Genomic DNA, 17312 nt, shown 5'->3' on the forward strand with positions numbered 1-17312 from the left:
CTAATCAAAGAAATGTTACAACGGAAGCCGGGGTGTCATTTTTTTGATGCCCCCCTCTCAGGACGGAAACCCACCCCATCCACCTTCTTCATGCGTGAAAAAAAATATTTCTGGGGGGGGATGATTTTTACCCGCAAAAAACACGAATAATCGCATATAGTAAATGACTGCCGAATATGGAAGATAAAAAAATAGTAAAAAAATCAACTTTAATATCACGGATAAAAAAAATACTCAAAGATAGAGGTGATTATTTCCCTGGGTTGGATTTCATGATTGAAATCACAGCAGGGAACTTGTATGCCTATTATCTCATAATGAAAGATGTTGAAAATCTTACTTCAACTGAAATCACAGAAAAGACAAGGGAAGGACATGATAAAAAAAGAACTAATCCAGCTATTAGAGAACTAAGAGATCAGTCCGAAATGGCTCGAAGATGTTTAAGGGAATTGAGATTAACAATTGCAACGGTTGAAGGTGTAAGCGATGATGAGGTAACAGATATTATCAACGAAGTAAACGCTGTGACATGAATATAGACAAACAAGAATTGCGAGAATTAAAAATCAAAGTATCAAATGAATTAAGAGGGATTGATGTTCTATCTTTCAGACTAAAGAATACGGATGAACGTTTGAATATTTATGCATTTTCAGTTATCTGTAACCCGGAAGCGCATAACCTATATGAGCAATTGGCGTTAAAAAGATTCTTTGATTTTCTTCACAAGTATGAGTTTAGACCTACACCTGTTAAAAAATTTATCACACTTTATGAAAAACTGAAATTTCCGGGGAAGAAAGGATTAAGCAGATATAAACTTACGCCTGTACAAGTATTCCAATTCTCAAATATTTATGGCTTTTATAAAAAAACAGGGAAACGATTAACAAGGGATGCCCTATTACTTGTACCGCGCAAATTTTCAAAAACGACATCAGCTGCATCCATATCAATAGAAGATTTACTGTTTGGAGATAATAACGCGCAGGCTTATGTAGCTGCAAACAGTTATGACCAAGCAAAAATATGCTTTGACGTTATACGCAGTGTCTTAAAAGCACACGATAAAAAGCTGAAACACTTCAAGATAAACCGAGAAACAGTAACAAATTTGCGTCCGGGAAGAACGTCATTTGCCCGGTGTTTGGCTTCCGATCCGGATACACTGGACGGCTTAAATGCCAGTACCGTTATTGTGGATGAATATTCACAAGCAGACAGTGCAGCCTTAAAGAATGTACTAACTTCTTCAATGGGTGTACGTGAAAATCCACTTACTGTCATTATCACAACGGCATCCGAAAAATTGAATAGTCCGTTTGTTGAGTTACTAAATTCATATAAAGGAATTTTGACAGGAATACTTGAAAACGATTCTGTTTTTGCACACATATTTGAACCAGATGTGGATGATGCAGAAGATGATCCTGCAACATGGAGAAAGGTACAGCCACATTTGGGAATAACAGTCGAGTTAGACTATTATGAAGAAGAATATAAGAAAGCACTACTAACAAGTGATGGAATGCTGACTTTCAGAACAAAGCTGCTAAACATATTCACACAAAACACAGCTAAGGTTTGGTTCACCCAAGATGAAATATCAGCACTAGCTAAAAATATCAATATAGATAATTTGGATAAACGGTATGAATGCATGGTTGCAGTGGATTTATCCGTTTTCGATGATTTTTCGACTGTCACCTATAATATCTACAATTCTGATACAAGAACATTCCATTCTCATAATGATTTCTACCTGCCAGAAGCAACACTTGAAGTGCATCCAAACAAAGAATTATACAAAAAATGGCAAAGGGATAGATACCTGAATGTTTTGCCAGGCAATGTGATAGACTATAGGCATATCACCAATGACATTCTGAAAAGAAATGAAAAGCTTTTGATTTTGGGGATTGGTTATGACCCCTACAAATCTATTGAATTCGTCAATATTCTTTCTGCTGCTGGGGCAAAGAACGTGATCCAGCCAGTCAAGCAAACTTATGGAACATTCACTTCACCTGTAGAATCTTTCGAACTGGCTGCAAAAACCGGAAAAATATCATTCAACCAAAATCCTATCGTTTGGTACTGCTTTGGAAATGCAATGATGGATGAGGATAGGCTGGGGAACAAGAAACCAATCAAACGAAGTGCTAATGAAAAGATTGATCCTACAATAACAAATTTAATGACTTTTCACCTATTTAATAATTATGTAAGATGAACTGGAAATTTTGGAAAAGAGATAAAGAAGAACCCAAACAAAGAGGTTATTTTGATTTGGTAAATGCACCTGATGCAAATGTTACAACATGGGAATTTGAACAACTTGTTTCCGGTGCAAGTCCTACTTTGGCAATGAAAATAGCCACAGTTTACCGATGTGTAGATATACTTTCAAGTACTATTGCATCCTTGCCATTGGAACTTAAAGTAAAAAGGAACGGTGTTTTTGAAGTTAAAGATACTGGGACACTTGCGTATCTACTAACCTGCCAATCAAATGAAAGGCAAACTTCATACGAACTTATTCAAAATGCCATTATCCAAATGGTGATGGATGGCAATGCTTATATTTTACCCAAGTATAAGTTTGGTGAAATAGATAGTTTAGTTTTACTATCACCCCACACTACGACATACGACAAAGAGCAAAACTTATATACCGTCAATGACTTCACCAATGCTGTATTTGATGTGTTTGATGCAGACGAAATAATTCATTTACGTAACATAACTCTGGATGGTGGTTATATCGGGGTAAGTACAATCACCTATGCAGCCAAATGTTTGAATATATCAGCCAATGCCGATGAAAGGACATCAGATTCTTTCAAACCTGGCAATACAATGAAGGGGTTTATTTCCGGTGATGGTGATGCTGGGGTTCGTGGCTTTGGCGAAATACAAGACAGTCAATTAAAAGCTATAACGGATCGGGTTGAAGCTGAAATAAACAGTGGAAAGAATATCTTCCATATTCCCGGACAATCAAAATTCAACCAAATATCTATTTCACCAACGGATTTACAATTGCTGGATACAAGAAAGTTTGGAGTGTTAGAAATCTGTAGATTTTTTGGTGTGCATCCAGACAAAGTCTTTGCTGGACAAAGCCAGAATTACAAAGCATCAGAAATGAGTAATGTTTCTTTCCTTAGTGATACCCTGATGCCTAAACTAAGGAAAATTGAAACTTCATTTACTGCAAAGCTAGTGGGAAAAAATCTTTTTTCTAAGATGAAGATTGAATTCGACATTGAACCAATCTATCAAACCGATCTTGCAACTATGGGAAATTACATCGAAAAAACAGTTCAAAACGGTGTTTACACCCCTAACTATTGGAGAGCAAAAAAGAACCAGCAACCGAAAGAAGGTGGGGATCAGCTTTTCATTTCCTGCAACGTTGCCCCGGTAAATTCAATGAAAATAAAAGGGGAAAAAGAAAATTTACCCCCAAAAACAGATGATAATACTAATAAATAAAAAGTCTTGTATGGAAATCAGAAGTTTTTATGAAGAAAGGGCTATGCCTGTAATAGTTGATGAACGAACAATAGAAGGATATTCAACTGTATTTAATAAAGAAAGCCGCATAATGTTTGATCCGCAAAGAAAACGATTTTTTATAGAGATCATAAGGAGTTCGGCTGTTAGTGAATCTGATTTTAAAAATTGGGATATAAAAGCACTTATGGAACATGACAAAGCACGTTTGCTTGCCAGAAGTTTTAACGGTTCAGGAACATTACAATTGTCGATAGATGATTATGGTGTAAAATACCGTTTTGAAGCACCTGAAACGACAGAAGGTAACAACGCATTAGTACAGGTAAAAAGACGTGATATTTTCGGTTCTTCATTTGCTTATACCGCCAATGAAAAAGACAATGTAATATATACAAAACGTTCTGACGGTTTGCTAATTCGTGAAGTGCAGAAGTTTGATCGAATGTTTGATGTTTCATTAGTGACTGATCCGGCATATTTCGGAACTGATGTAAATGTTCGTAGTCTGGATTCTTATTTTGAAGAATTGCCGGATGAATCCTATAAAAAAGATGTGGAGAGTTTAAGAAGTCTTATCAATTAATAATCAAGATTATGTATTCAAGAAAAGAAAAAAAACAGTGGCGGTCACGTATCGCTGAAATTAATCTTCGTTTTGAAGAAATGGCTACTGCTATAGAAACGGAGAAAAGAGCATTAACCCCGGAAGAAGTAGAAGAAAGGAATGCACTTGTGCAAGAAAAAGAAATCCTTCAACTTCGTTTGGAACGTTCTGAACACAATCCGGTATCACAGCAAGAAGTTTCCCAAGAACGCGCTTTTGCACAAACTATTGCTGCAATGCATGGTAAATGTGAAATGCCGGAAGAATGCCGTTCCCTTGTTAATGGTACGGACATGGATATTCCCATCAACCGGGATATTCAAGATACGGCATCGGCTGCAAACGTCATTCCATTAACCATAGGCGATATTATCCAGCCACTTGAAAAGGGTTTAATCCTTAGCAAAGTAGGGATGAAGATGCAGTACGGTATGGTAGGTGCATGGCAATTCCCTATTGTTGCAGGTGTAGAAGCGACAATTGAAGATGAAAACGTAGAGGTAAACGACACGAAAATAGACATCGGCAAAATCAGTCCTTCTCCTAAGCGTGTAACAATTTCCATTCCTGTATCCAACCGTGCCATAGACCAAAGCAACGGGGCTTTATTGGAAATTGTAAGAACACAATTACCAATGTCGGTATCCCGTGTATTGAACAAATGGATGTTTAGTCCTACCAGAATCACATCCAAAGCTTCTGATGGCTGTTTTGTGAATCCGAAAACGAAAATCAATGCCACAGGAAATGCATGGAAAGATGCTATTACATTGAAAGGAAAAGTAATGGCTACTGGTGTAATTTTCGATGGCACTCCGGCTTATGTGTGCTCTGCAACAAAATACGCAGAACTGGAATCTACACCGCGTGATACCGGATCAGGTTTGATGGTAATCGAAAACGGAAAAATTAATGGTTTCCCCGTATTTATGACAGAATACATCGGTGAAGGAATCCTTGGTTTTGGAGTATTCAGTTATGAATTGGTTGGTCAATTCGGCAAAATGCGTATGACATACGATCCGTACACAGGTGCAAAGAAAAACCTTGTGTACTTCGTTTTCAATTCGGATTATGATATGCTTACCCTCAGATCGGAAGCATTTGGAACGCTAAAGGATAAACCAACCACATAATTTACAGAAAGATATGGCTAAATATACCAAAGTAGAAGATTTGCAAAAACAGCTTGAAATTGACTATATGGAAGCTAAGGATGAAAAGTTTCTAGGGTTATTACTCGATGCAAGTGAAAGCAGAATAGAAAAGGAAATTAATCAACCCCTTTCTGAATTTGTCGATGATAAAGGCGTACTTGATTCTGCTTTGGTATCTGCTATATTGATCTTTGCTGCCACACTTCATGCTAACCGTGAAGCCGTAGCATACGCTAATGTGCAACCAGTGCCATATACATTACATTTTCTACTTCAACCTTTTAGAAAATACACATGAGGGCAGGACTATTAACAGAAACCATTCACATTCTGGAATTGAAAAAAACGATTTCTGAAAGTGGTGCAGAAAAAAGGGAATATGTGGAAACGCATAAAATTAAAGCCAACCGCAAAAAACTCTCTGCATTAGTTGGTGATGGTGTGAATGCTAATGAAGAATTTATTTCTAATACATTAGTTTTCCAAGTTCGAAAATATTCCTTCCTAAATGAAAATATCCGTATTAAATATGGGAATCACATGTATAAAGTTATACTGATTGATCCACAAAGTGATAACAGCTATTTAATAACATGTTCCAAAGTAAATGAGTAAGTTTTTTGAAATAAAGCAAATAGATCGTGATGCAGTCAAGTATCTGGTTCGAAATCTTGAAAATTTCGAAAAAGATAATGCTGTTAAATCAGGCTTACGTGATGCCGGAAATGTTTTTAAGGCTGGTGGTAAAAGTCGGTTAAAAAGTAGAATGAAAAGTGGAAGCCAGGGTATTACAGGGAATCTACTGAGAAGTATTACCGTCCGACCTAAGAAAAGTAAGCCAGGTGTGCTTATTGGATTCAGACAAGGGAAAGGCGGTGGATCACATGCACATTTAGTGGATCGTGGTACAAGTATTAGAAATAGAAAGAAAGCTGGGGGCTTTATTAAAGGCACAAAATCATCAAATACCAGTACCGGAAAAATGTTAGGTAATGCCTTTTGGACTGATACAGAATCACAGGATTATCCACAAGCAATGAATAAACTTTACATGGGTATTGAAAAAGCTGTCAACCGGATAAACAACAGACAATGAGTGCAGAAAGTAAATTTAAGATAACAACGAAAATAAGGATTGCTTTACTGGCTAAATCTGAAATATCAGATATGGTTGGTGAACGGGTTTTTCCGGTTGTAGCACCTAAAGATACAAAAGGGGATTTTATCATATACCAACGGGATGAGTATTCAAAGGATTATACCAAGATGGGGATTTCTGGACAATCATGCCGTGTGTATGTAACTGCCATTTCTGACGATTACGATAGGTCACAAGAATTAGCATACCAGATTAATGAAAGCCTTGAAGGGGTTCATCCTGATCTAAACATGGAAGTAAAGCTTGTGGATTCCACGGAAGATTTTGAAGACAATAAATATATACAAGTCTTATTATTCGATATTAAATAACTAAAAAAAGAAGATTATGCCGCCAATCAAACATGATTCAAATGCTGATATATTCAGAGGTCAGCTATTTATTTTCGTAGGGGAAAACCCTATTGCTTTCGGTACGAGTGCCACAATGAACACTACCACCGAAGAAGTTGATGTTACAAACAAAATGATGTCTGGGGGATGGAAAGGTTCATTGCCTGGACAAAAAAGTTTCGCCATCACAAGTGATTCCTTACTTACCCGGAAAGAAGGTCAATTCAGTTATGATACGTTACTGGACAAGCAGATCAACGATGAAACATTGGAATTCTTTATGGGTGAAGCAAAGATTACAGAGCAAACCAACGTAGGTGGAAAGTTCGAACTGGACAAAACAAAGAAGTATTACACCGGACAGGTTATGATAACTTCCCTTGATCTGACATCGGAAGTAAACGGGATTGCCAATTGTAGTGCTTCCTTCACAGGGATTGGAGCACTAATACCGGGTCCCCTACCTCCAACCACCTAAACAATCATTTTAGACTTTAAGAAAGAACCTATTCCATTACGGGGTAGGTTCTTTTTTTACCCCCAAAAAACTCAAATAATAGCATTAAATAAAAGGTTTAATGTATGAGATTAACAATAAGGGCTATCATTAAATGGGAACAATTGAACCAAAAACCATTTTCATCCCTGAACTATAGTGATGAAAATGATATTGTATCCCTTTTTTATGTGTGTAGGTTGCCAGATGAGGCAGGTGTTTCTTTATCCGAATTCAAGAAGGATTTAACAGAAGCTTCACTTGAAGAAATGATTAAAAAAATTGAGAAACAAATGCTTATTGATTCTCAATTTCAACCTATTTCAAAAAAGGGAATCGAAGAATCCCAAAATTCCGATCCCGTTTATATCAAAGATTTAGTTCCTATACTGGTGATGAATGGACTTGATGTTCATTTTGCACTTGATGAAATGGGATTATTTGATATACCAATATACCTAAAAGCATACGATCAGAAGATAAGGCATAACCTTGAATCATCCAGGTTGTGGACTTTTATACAAGTGTTGCCACATCTTTCCAAAAACATAAAGTCCCCACAAGATTTATATCCTTTTAGTTGGGAAATCGAAGAACAAAAAGAAAAAACTAAAGAAGATACGGAAAAAGGCATGTCCGTTTTTGAAGCATTTATGAATTCCGGTAAACAAACACTATAAACATGGCAAAAAAATTATCATTCAGCATAGCAGTCAATCTTCTTACTGAAAATTTCAAAAAGGGGACAAATACGGTAAAGAACTCTTTACGATCCATCCAGATGCAAATAATCACTTTTGCGGCAGCACTTGGTGTTGGTGGTCTAGGATTGTCAGGGTTAGTAACCAGATTCAAAGATGTTGCAAGAGAAACAAGCCGGGTGCTTACTGCATTGAAAAATGTATCAAACGGAACAAAGGGATTTGCTGATAATCTCCGTTTTGTTAATGCTCTAGCTAAAAAGTACGGAATGGAAGTTAATACCTTAACCGGAAACTTTGCCAGCTTTACCGCATCGGCTACCCAAGCCAATATGCCAATGGATCAGCAACGGAAAATATTTGAATCCCTATCAAGGGCATCCGCTGCTTTTTCCCTTTCAGCACCACAGACAGATGGGGTATTCCTTGCTTTGTCGCAAATGATGAGTAAAGGAAAAATTAGCATGGAAGAACTTCGTAAACAAATGGGTGAAAAGTTACCTATTGCGGTTCAGGCTATGGCTAAAGCCCTCGGAGTATCCATATCACAAATGGAAAAACTCATAGGGAAAGGTAAAGTTATGAGTGCCGATGTACTTCCAAAGTTTGCCGAAGCTTTGAATGAAATGATCCCGAATGTGGATACTGACAATTTGGAATCTTCAATAAACAGGTTAAGTAATACTTTCGGTGACATTGTTAATGCATCCGGGTTCCAAAATAAATATAAAGCACTTATTGACTGGCTTAATTCCACCTTACAGGCGGCAACCACAAACATCCAGAATATAGTAGTTGGAATAATGGCAGCTATTGCCTTTGTTATTACTAATGCTTCATCAAAAACACTAAAAGGTTGGTGGTCTATGGCATCTGAAATGACTACCGGACAACAAAAATTAAGTGCAGATTTGACAAAAGCAGAAACTTCACGTATAGCTGCATTAAATGCTTTAGAGGCATCTAGGTTAAAGCATAGTGTGGCTATTGGTAAAAGCCGTGAAAAACTGGCACAAGATGTGGCACTGAAAGAAGTATTGTATGCAAAAACAGTAGTAGCAGAGGAAAAAGCCCGGCTTGCTTTACTGAACGCAAATACAGGGAAAAGGGTAGGAATAGTGACCAAAGGATTTAATACTCTGAAAATAGGGGCTGCAAAACTGATGGTATTACTGAAAGCATTATGGAATAGCTTTGCTCCCGCCATTATAATTTCAGGATTAGTTGCAATTGGCGGGTATTTTAGGAATTTATATGCAGAAGCAAAAAGGGTTAAAAATATATTTTCCGACTATAGGAAGGAATTCGATAAAATCAAGCCAGGAAATGAAACCATACAGCTAGAAAAACTCAGGGATGTTGCCACAGATATCAATAAATCATTAACTGAAAGGCAATCGGCTTTAGATGCCGTTAATAAGATTCTTAACACCAACTTCACCATAGATTCTAAATCCTTAAAAATCAATGGTGATATCAATACCCAGATTGAAAGAAGGATTTCCTTACTAAAAGCCCAAGCAAAAGCAGAATATCTAACAACCAAGTTAGTAGATATGGAAGCAAAACGGGACGAACTGGAAGCAAAACGAGATAAACTTAAAAAAGAAGATATAAGCCCAAATGTGAAAGGTAAAGCTGCCATTAGGTTCCTTATAGGAAATGATATTGCCGGATCAATCGGAATGGACACATCCAAAAAAATGCAAACCGAAATAGATCAGATTAATAAAGTTATATGGGATGCAAACAAGGAACTTGAACAAGCCATTATTGATGGTGGACTGAATAACGAGATTAACACATCCACACTAACTATTACAGGTGACGAACCAGATGATAAAGCCCTTCGTGCAGCCGAAAAACGTCTGGAAGCATTGAGAAAACTTGATGAAGAAGATCGGAAACGCCAAATAGATAAGCAGAAGTTTGATTTGGATTTACAACAAAAAACTATTGATCTGCTGGATGATAGTTTTGAAAAGCGAACAAAACAAACCTTGCTGAACCTTGAAAAAGAAAAACTAGAAATAGAAGAATATCAAAATGATCTTCTAAAACAACAATCCGAATACACCAAAAATTTGTTTGTAAGTGTCCACGGCACTGATAAAGGCTTTGGTGCATATTTCAATCAGCTACAAAGTAATAATTTCAAAGACACAAACGGTGCGGACATCCTACCGGAAGGATTACGCCCGGAAGATATTGAAAAACAAGTTAGCGAATTGTTAAGTGCAGCACAAGCAGCACAAAAAAAAGGGCTGCTCGATATCAACAAGGATTTATCCCTTATGCTTCGTGAACAGGAAGTAATGTTTGCGTCCGATTTGGAACGGAAACTTGCAGAACTTGATACCTACTATAACGAACAACTTATAAAAGCCGGGAATAATGCCGAATTAATTGCACAGATAGAAGCTAATCGGAAAAGGGAAAAACTGGAAGCCACCACCGATGACCGAATTCAAAAACTAGATTTCAGTGAGCAATTAGAAAATGAGCGTACTGCCGGGCTTGAATCCATCGGTATGACAGAACTTGTAGAAGAAAAGAAACTTGAAACAACACGAAAGTACCTACAGTTACGAATTGAAGCCCTACAAGAATTGGCTAATGCCGGTAATGAAGATGCCAAAAACCAAATTAAACTATATCAGGAATCACTTAAAAAATTGGATACTGCAAAACCTGCCAAAAGCCTTAAAGCATTAGCGGATAAATCCATATTTGACCGGATAAAGAAAGGATTTGAAAAAGCTGGTGATTCAGCAGAAGATGCAGAAGAAAAAACAACCAGCCTGTTAAGTTCCATATCTCAAAAAGCCGGACTAGTGGCAAATATTACATCTGATCTACAATCAATGTTCGGTGGAATGGATGAGGGACTTGATGAGGCGTTAAGTGCCGTTGGAAACATTGCACAAGGTTTTGCTACTGGTGGCATCGTTGGTGGTGCTATGGCTGTGATCGGTGAAGGGATGAAGCTTTTCAGCAAAGCATCGGAAGCAGCCGCCCGACACCAAAAAGCATTGAAAGAAATCGAAGATGCCCGGCTTGCATCACAACGTGCCTATAATCTTCTTCTTCTGGAACAAAACCTTTTGCTAAAAGAGGCTGTAAGCATATTTGGAGAAAAGCAAATCACACGTGCAGCCAATGCCATAAACAATTACCGGGATAGCATAGAGCAACTACAAAAGGATTTGCAGGGTAGTTTTAAGCCGGATAAAGCCTATGAGCAATACCTTGAAAAAGGGGCTTCATCCGGTGGTTTTATGGGGACATATTTCGGCATACAATTAAATGACTACCAAAAACAAGTTGATAACTACAATAAAGGGATTGCTGAATTAGGAAAACAACAGATAGTTACCGGGCATAAGAAAACCGGATTATTTGGATGGGGAAAAGGTAAAGATTTGTATAGTAATATCCTTGACATTCCAGAATACAAGAATTTAATCAAGGATGGAAAACTGGATATTGATATGGCAAATGTCATACTTGATACCCGGAAAATGAGTGATGAAACAAGGAACTATATTCAAAACCTTATTGATCTACAGGAACATGCCGAAGCAGCCCAAGAAGAACTAAGAAACTATTTACAAAACACATTCGGTTCGTTAGGTGATGATATGATGACATCCTTAGAAAATGCTATCAAAGATAGGGGTGTTAATGCATGGGAAGAATTTGGAAAAACCGGGGCAAAGGTGATAGAAGAATTAGGGAAGCAAATAGCCTATGAACTATTTTTCGCCGATAGGTTTAAAGATTTGCAAGATCAACTTGAAACCGTTTATGGCAGCAATAAAAGTAAAAAGGATATTGCACGTGAAGCAATGGATTTGGTTGGAAATTTCTATCAAAACATCGGTTCACAAATGGAATTGGCGCAAGGTTTCATGGAGAATTGGCAAAAAGAAGCTGAAAAATACGGAATGAATCTTTGGCAATCTGACAATGAGAAACACACACAAAGTTCATCCAAAGGTTATTCCGTATCAATGGATCAAGATACTGGTGGCGCAATTCTTGGACGTATTACAGGCGTATACGAATCTATTCTTGCTATAAAATCAATGATGAGCGGAATAAATTTTGATTATACAAAATACCTGACACAATCAATCATTATTGGTGATGAATTAAAAAAGCATACCGCAATATTCTATGAAATGCAACAAATGCAGATGAAGTCGTACCGTATTAGCGAAGAAATTAATGAAGGTATAACGTCCTTACAGGAGATTAAAGGTGATATTTCAGCAATAAGTAAAAACACAAAAGGTTTAGCCCCCAAATAGATTTTACCCCCAAAAGACAATGATAATGCTAATAAATAAAAAGGCAGTAGTATGAACAACACTGGAATAGCATTTATTAACGGCAAAGATATATACACAACTTATGGTGCATCACTTATTGGTTCATCGTTTGAAAACTTGATCTGCCGTCCTGATCGCAAGGAAGGGGCTGAGAATAATATGATAAGCCATCCAGGAGTACAAGTATTTAGTGATAATCCACAGCCGGAAGCTATGGAAATAGAACTTACATTTTTAATCGAAGGTAATTCATTGGCTGATTATCTTCAAAAATATGATGCACTACAAGATGAGATTGACAACAACGAAGGAGATGGTAATTTTTCACTTCGTGTCATTCCTTTGAAGAAAAACTTTAAACTAAGAAGAAAAAGCTACATGCCATTAAATACGATCATCCCCAAAACGGGAAAACTAATAGTAACAGTTAGAGAATTAAATCCAAAAGACAGGGGATAATGATTAAGCTAGGATTAACAGATTACACACCGGAAGATAAGCTTATCCAGATCAGAGACAAGGATAAGAATATTAAAGCACTTTATTCCATTGGAAAAGATGATGTCAATAAACATCTTCTGATGGATGAACATTATATTCAAATCTCTTTTGAATTGAATAAATACGCTGCTTTTAAAAGGTCTGATTATATTGAGTTTAAAGGAGAGAAATACACACTAAGGGAAGATTATACGCCTATTCAAGAAAACAAAAGAAAGTATAAATATACCCTACTGTTTGAAGCGAAAGAAATGTTCTTTCAGGATATCGAATTTTACTATCTCAATCAGAATTTGAAAGAAGCTACTTGGAGTATAACCACAAATCCAGCAACGATTTTTCAATTAGCTGTAGACAACATTAACCGTTATTTTAGGACAAATAGATATAATGTCGGAACAATTGAACCTACAGAAACCAAACTTCTACAATTTGATAAAACAAAAGTGTTTGATGGGCTAACCCAGACAGCAAAGGAACATAATGCTGAATGGTATCTAACAGGTTACACACTTCACCTTGTAAAAAAGGTTTCATTTGGTTCAGAAATTCCTTTCGAAACAGATGTTTCCATCACTAAAATGAGTCGTGAAAAGGGAGAAGGGGAAAAACCATTTACCCGAATATTGGCTCTTGGTTCTACAAAAAATCTTCCTGCAAATTACAGGGAGACATCCCCAGGTGAAGCAGTTGATGCAATCTATCAAAAAAGATTACGGATACCAGCAGAATATGGTGATGTGATAGATGCATATCCTGAAATGTTGCCGGAAGAAGTTACAGAAGGGACAAAAATATTTGATGATATTTTCCCAAAACGTATAGGTGAAATATCTGATGTGCATACTGTGGAATATACGGATACAAATGAAGACACAGGTGAAGTAACACAGTGGAAAGCATACAGATACAAAGATGAAAGTTTGAAATTCAAAGAAGAATACCTTCTTCCTGATGTTGAGTTGAGGATTATATTTCAATCTGGATATTTGAATGGGCTTGATTTTGCTGTAAAATTTAATCCTGACAATATTCCAGAAGATGATCCGAATGCACAAGTATTTGAAATATACCGAACTGATGAATATGGTTCACTTCTGCCTAATGAATTAATGTATCCTGAAAATGGGAATAAATACATTTTATATGGATTCAATATTGATCTTGTGGGTAATCAGTATGTGCCAGAAGCAGAAATTGAACTATATGAAAAAGCAATAGAGTATCAAAAAGGATTATTAAAAGACAAATCTGTGTTTGAATGTCCAACTATAATTAAGCATTTCCATGATAATGAAATGGATTTAGAAATTGGACAAAGAGTAAGGCTTGTACATGAACAATTTGAAGGTGGAAAACGATCTTCACGTGTACAGGGATTTGAAAAAAATCTACTAAATCCTTATGAAGCAATTTATACCATAGGTGATAATGCTGTTTATTCCCGACTTTCAGAAATAGAGAATAATATTAAAGAGTTGCAAGTGTCAGGTATTACCACCACGGGCGGGAGTGGCTCTATTTATCTCATAAAGCAGTTTGATGATACACCGCCAACGGATTTTAACGCATATTCTGCAAAAGCAACAAATGCAAGGTTACTAAGCCGTTTACATGATGACCGGGCACAAGGTTCAATCACATTTGATAAAAATATTGGTTCCACATTATTTGCAGAAGGTTACGAATGGGGAAATGGATGGAATGTCAATAATGAGGGTGTAGGATGGTTTAATGAATTAAAAGTTCGGGATAACGTTTATATCGGCAAAATGTCCGGTTCTCCTTCATCTGCTTCTGGCATGATGGGTTACGGTACTATACTGGATATGCAAAAAGCGTCTGGGGAATTTGATTATCTCCTTGCCCGTAAAGAGTTCCGTGTTAACACAATGGTCGTAAATGAGACGCTGGGACTGAATGGCAATCGTTTTATTTCCGATTTCAATAAGATTGAATCTGTTCAAGAACTTTCGGATCGTTACCGTTGTAAGATTGATAAAATCGAAGGAATGATGTACATGAATATACGAGGTGACGATCTTATTCGTTGTCAGCAGTTCTCAGGTCTATCATCCCATTATTATTATGGAGAGGTATTAGGAGTTACAGAAGATTATTTCGATCTTAGAAAGCCTCTTTTAGATGGCTATTCCGTACCGATGGCTGGTGATACGGTATTTCGTGCTGGTCACGATACCGATCCAAACCGACAGGGTGTAATCTATTTAGCAACATCGGATACAAACGCGCCTTATATAGACGTATTAGATGGTCTGACTTCTCCTGATATGACTGATAAAACAAAGGTTCGTATTGGTAACGTATCCGGGATAACATCAAAGTATAGAGGTAATTTAGGACAGTTGGGTTATCATCATGGTATTTACATCAAGGGCGGTATCTTCGAAGAATGTGATATCTACCTGGAAGATGGAACAACAATTTACCAATCATTCCAGATTATAAACGGGAAGTTAGAAAGTGAAATATCATCTATCAGGGACGCGATCAACGATAACGGAAACAATATCCTATCCAATCCGACTTGGACAGCAGGACTGGATAAATGGGACTATACTCAGGATATCAATTTATTCTCTGCAACAAATGGGTGGCTGTGGTTTAATGCGGCTTTCTTTTCTGATAAAAAGAGTTCAGTTGAGGTGATCCGGGATAGTGCATCCCGCGTTCTGCGTATGTATAAAAGCGGTATCACACAGGTTAATGGAAACCTGCAAAGCCAGGAATCTGGTACATACGTGATGCGTATCCGATACAAGGCTATAACAGCCGGAACATTGACCTATGGATTCTCCGGGAAAGAACTTTATAAGTCAACCCTAGTAACAGCCACAACAGACTATCAGGAAGAAACAATAACAGCAGAATGGGATGGTACTGGGGATTTCTCCTGCACTTACTCCGGTGACATATACATAAAAAGCCTTACGGTTATTTCAGATAGGATTGCAGCAATCAGAAATGAATTTGAAACCAAGTTTGAACAAACGGATCAATCCATTGATCTGTTAGCAAAACGTGTAACAACGAACGAAAATAGTATCATCACAGCAGAATCAAAATTCTCAGTAACAGCGGGCTGGATATCCGGGCTTGTTAGTCGGGTTACTACTGTTGAAGGACGAACTGAGATATTAGAAGAAGCAGGTTTTATCACTACCCCAGAAGGTAATACTTTATGGGCTAACAAAACACAATTTGATAGTCTTGCACGTGTCGTGGATCAGCAGTCTGCCAAGTTTAGTGTAAATGCCAGTTGGATATCCGGGCTTGTTTCTCGTGTATCAATAAATGAAAATGGAATAAGAAGCCTGAATGAAGCTGGCTTTATTACTGAAAGTAGTGGAAACAGGTTGTGGGTTGCTTCGACAGATTACACGGGGACATCCATTGTCAATATGATTAACCAAACAGCAGAAGGTACAAAGATATTGGCTAATAAAGTCGATTTCCAGGCTTATAATCTGAATATGATCCGTAATTCAGGACAGATGACAAAAACAACCTACTGGTCTACAGAAGGTGATTTTTCGTATTTGTCTATTCAGGATAATGGAATCATGGTTATCAATGCGGGAACTGGGGCTTTAATAAATAATAGCCTAGCTGGTACAAGATTATTCTCAGGCAGGAAATATACTCTTAGAATCAGTTTGTACACACATATTAGTCAGGATATAACTATCTCTATCGGCACAGAAATATCAACGAGATTGTCTTTTGTAGAGGGAAATTCTACCAAAACATTTACATTCCAGGGAAAGGATATTGATGCAAAGGATTTGCGCATATCTTCTCAAACCACCAGTATGATTGTTGTATCGCAAGTGAAATTGGAAGAAGGTGAGTATGCAACAGATTGGACACCACACCCTTCGGATTCTATTTACTCCATTGATTCGGATTTGGTTGCAGCATTGAACGGGACTACAATTTCAGGTGGTTTACAGCTTACTACTCGCATAAAACTCGGACTGTTGTCGGGCGGTGTGTGGACTGAACAAGGGGGAATATCTGCTAATACGGATAATATCATGTTGTGGGCGGGTGGTACTTACAGCCAGGCAAAAGCGGGAAATGCTAAGACTATTCTATATCATGACGGGTCTGGCAAATGGACTGGGAAACTTGAAAGTAATTCGGATGGGGATAGAATAATAATAGATCCATCTGATAGGAGTTTGAAAATGGTATCTTCTTCAGTAGAGGTTGCTAAACTATTTTGGCGTGAGGATGGTGCTGTAAAAATGCCCTTTTTAACTATGGCTCAATATGTCAATGGTCAGGAAACTTATAGAGCTGGTTTAAGCCCAGTAGGATTGGGCATTTCTTACGAAGGAACTGAATTTGTATCCTTCATGCCAGGTAAAATACAATTCAAATTAGGCAGGGCTATTTTCAATTATGAGCCACAAGGTACAGTTTATCAAGGTACGTTATGGTATGATTCCTCTGGATATGTACGAATAAAATTATAGT

The 17312-nt window shown here is 37.3% G+C and carries 14 protein-coding genes; all 14 read left to right on the top strand.

Annotated elements, in window-relative coordinates:
* The first annotated feature begins 176 nt into the window (after nucleotides 1-176).
* The 14 genes from BQ7394_RS20680 to BQ7394_RS20745 all read left to right on the top strand — a co-directional run bounded on the left by BQ7394_RS20680 (nucleotide 177) and on the right by BQ7394_RS20745 (nucleotide 17311).
* A complete protein-coding gene (locus tag BQ7394_RS20680) occupies nucleotides 177-536 on the top strand; it encodes a hypothetical protein (RefSeq protein WP_075559138.1) in 360 nt (119 codons plus the stop codon).
* Entirely contained in the window at nucleotides 533-2236 is a 1704-nt protein-coding gene (locus tag BQ7394_RS20685; protein WP_075559139.1) for a terminase large subunit, read from the top strand. Before BQ7394_RS20680 ends, BQ7394_RS20685 begins: the two co-directional genes overlap by 4 nt.
* Entirely contained in the window at nucleotides 2233-3501 is a 1269-nt protein-coding gene (locus BQ7394_RS20690) for a phage portal protein (protein WP_075559140.1), read from the top strand. The genes BQ7394_RS20685 and BQ7394_RS20690 overlap by 4 nt, the downstream gene beginning before the upstream one ends.
* Nucleotides 3502-3511: 10 nt before the next feature.
* Nucleotides 3512-4108, top strand: a complete 597-nt coding sequence (locus BQ7394_RS20695; protein WP_075559141.1) for an HK97 family phage prohead protease — start codon at nucleotides 3512-3514, stop codon at nucleotides 4106-4108.
* An 11-nt stretch (nucleotides 4109-4119) separates the two neighbouring features.
* Nucleotides 4120-5265, top strand: a complete 1146-nt coding sequence (locus tag BQ7394_RS20700) for a phage major capsid protein (protein WP_075559142.1) — start codon at nucleotides 4120-4122, stop codon at nucleotides 5263-5265.
* Between the two features lie 13 nt (nucleotides 5266-5278).
* Nucleotides 5279-5584 (top strand): head-tail connector protein, encoded by a 306-nt coding sequence (locus tag BQ7394_RS20705; protein ID WP_075559143.1) that lies wholly within the window; start codon nucleotides 5279-5281, stop codon nucleotides 5582-5584.
* Nucleotides 5581-5901 carry a phage head completion protein gene (locus BQ7394_RS20710; protein ID WP_075559144.1) on the top strand — a complete coding sequence of 107 codons (321 nt, stop codon included), beginning with the start codon at nucleotides 5581-5583 and terminating at the stop codon, nucleotides 5899-5901. The genes BQ7394_RS20705 and BQ7394_RS20710 overlap by 4 nt, the downstream gene beginning before the upstream one ends.
* Complete coding sequence (locus BQ7394_RS20715) at nucleotides 5894-6382, top strand: hypothetical protein (protein ID WP_075559145.1); 489 nt, start codon at nucleotides 5894-5896, stop codon at nucleotides 6380-6382. Before BQ7394_RS20710 ends, BQ7394_RS20715 begins: the two co-directional genes overlap by 8 nt.
* A complete protein-coding gene (gene gp17, locus BQ7394_RS20720) occupies nucleotides 6379-6756 on the top strand; it encodes a tail completion protein gp17 (protein ID WP_075559146.1) in 378 nt (125 codons plus the stop codon). The genes BQ7394_RS20715 and gp17 overlap by 4 nt, the downstream gene beginning before the upstream one ends.
* Before the next feature lie 16 nt (nucleotides 6757-6772).
* Nucleotides 6773-7255 (top strand): phage tail tube protein, encoded by a 483-nt coding sequence (locus tag BQ7394_RS20725; protein ID WP_075559147.1) that lies wholly within the window; start codon nucleotides 6773-6775, stop codon nucleotides 7253-7255.
* Nucleotides 7256-7359: 104 nt separating this feature from the next.
* Complete coding sequence (locus tag BQ7394_RS20730) at nucleotides 7360-7953, top strand: hypothetical protein (RefSeq protein ID WP_075559148.1); 594 nt, start codon at nucleotides 7360-7362, stop codon at nucleotides 7951-7953.
* Between the two features lie 2 nt (nucleotides 7954-7955).
* On the top strand, nucleotides 7956-12287 hold the full coding sequence (locus BQ7394_RS20735; RefSeq protein ID WP_075559149.1) for a tape measure protein: 4332 nt from the start codon (nucleotides 7956-7958) through the stop codon (nucleotides 12285-12287).
* Between the two features lie 51 nt (nucleotides 12288-12338).
* Complete coding sequence (locus BQ7394_RS20740; RefSeq protein ID WP_075559150.1) at nucleotides 12339-12767, top strand: hypothetical protein; 429 nt, start codon at nucleotides 12339-12341, stop codon at nucleotides 12765-12767.
* The gene (locus BQ7394_RS20745; protein ID WP_075559151.1) at nucleotides 12767-17311 is read left to right on the top strand and encodes a hypothetical protein; all 4545 of its coding nucleotides are present in this window, start codon (nucleotides 12767-12769) and stop codon (nucleotides 17309-17311) included. Before BQ7394_RS20740 ends, BQ7394_RS20745 begins: the two co-directional genes overlap by 1 nt.
* The last annotated feature ends 1 nt before the right edge of the window (nucleotide 17312 follow it).

It is taken from the genome of Parabacteroides timonensis, from assembly GCF_900128505.1.
Lineage (GTDB): Bacteria > Bacteroidota > Bacteroidia > Bacteroidales > Tannerellaceae > Parabacteroides > Parabacteroides timonensis.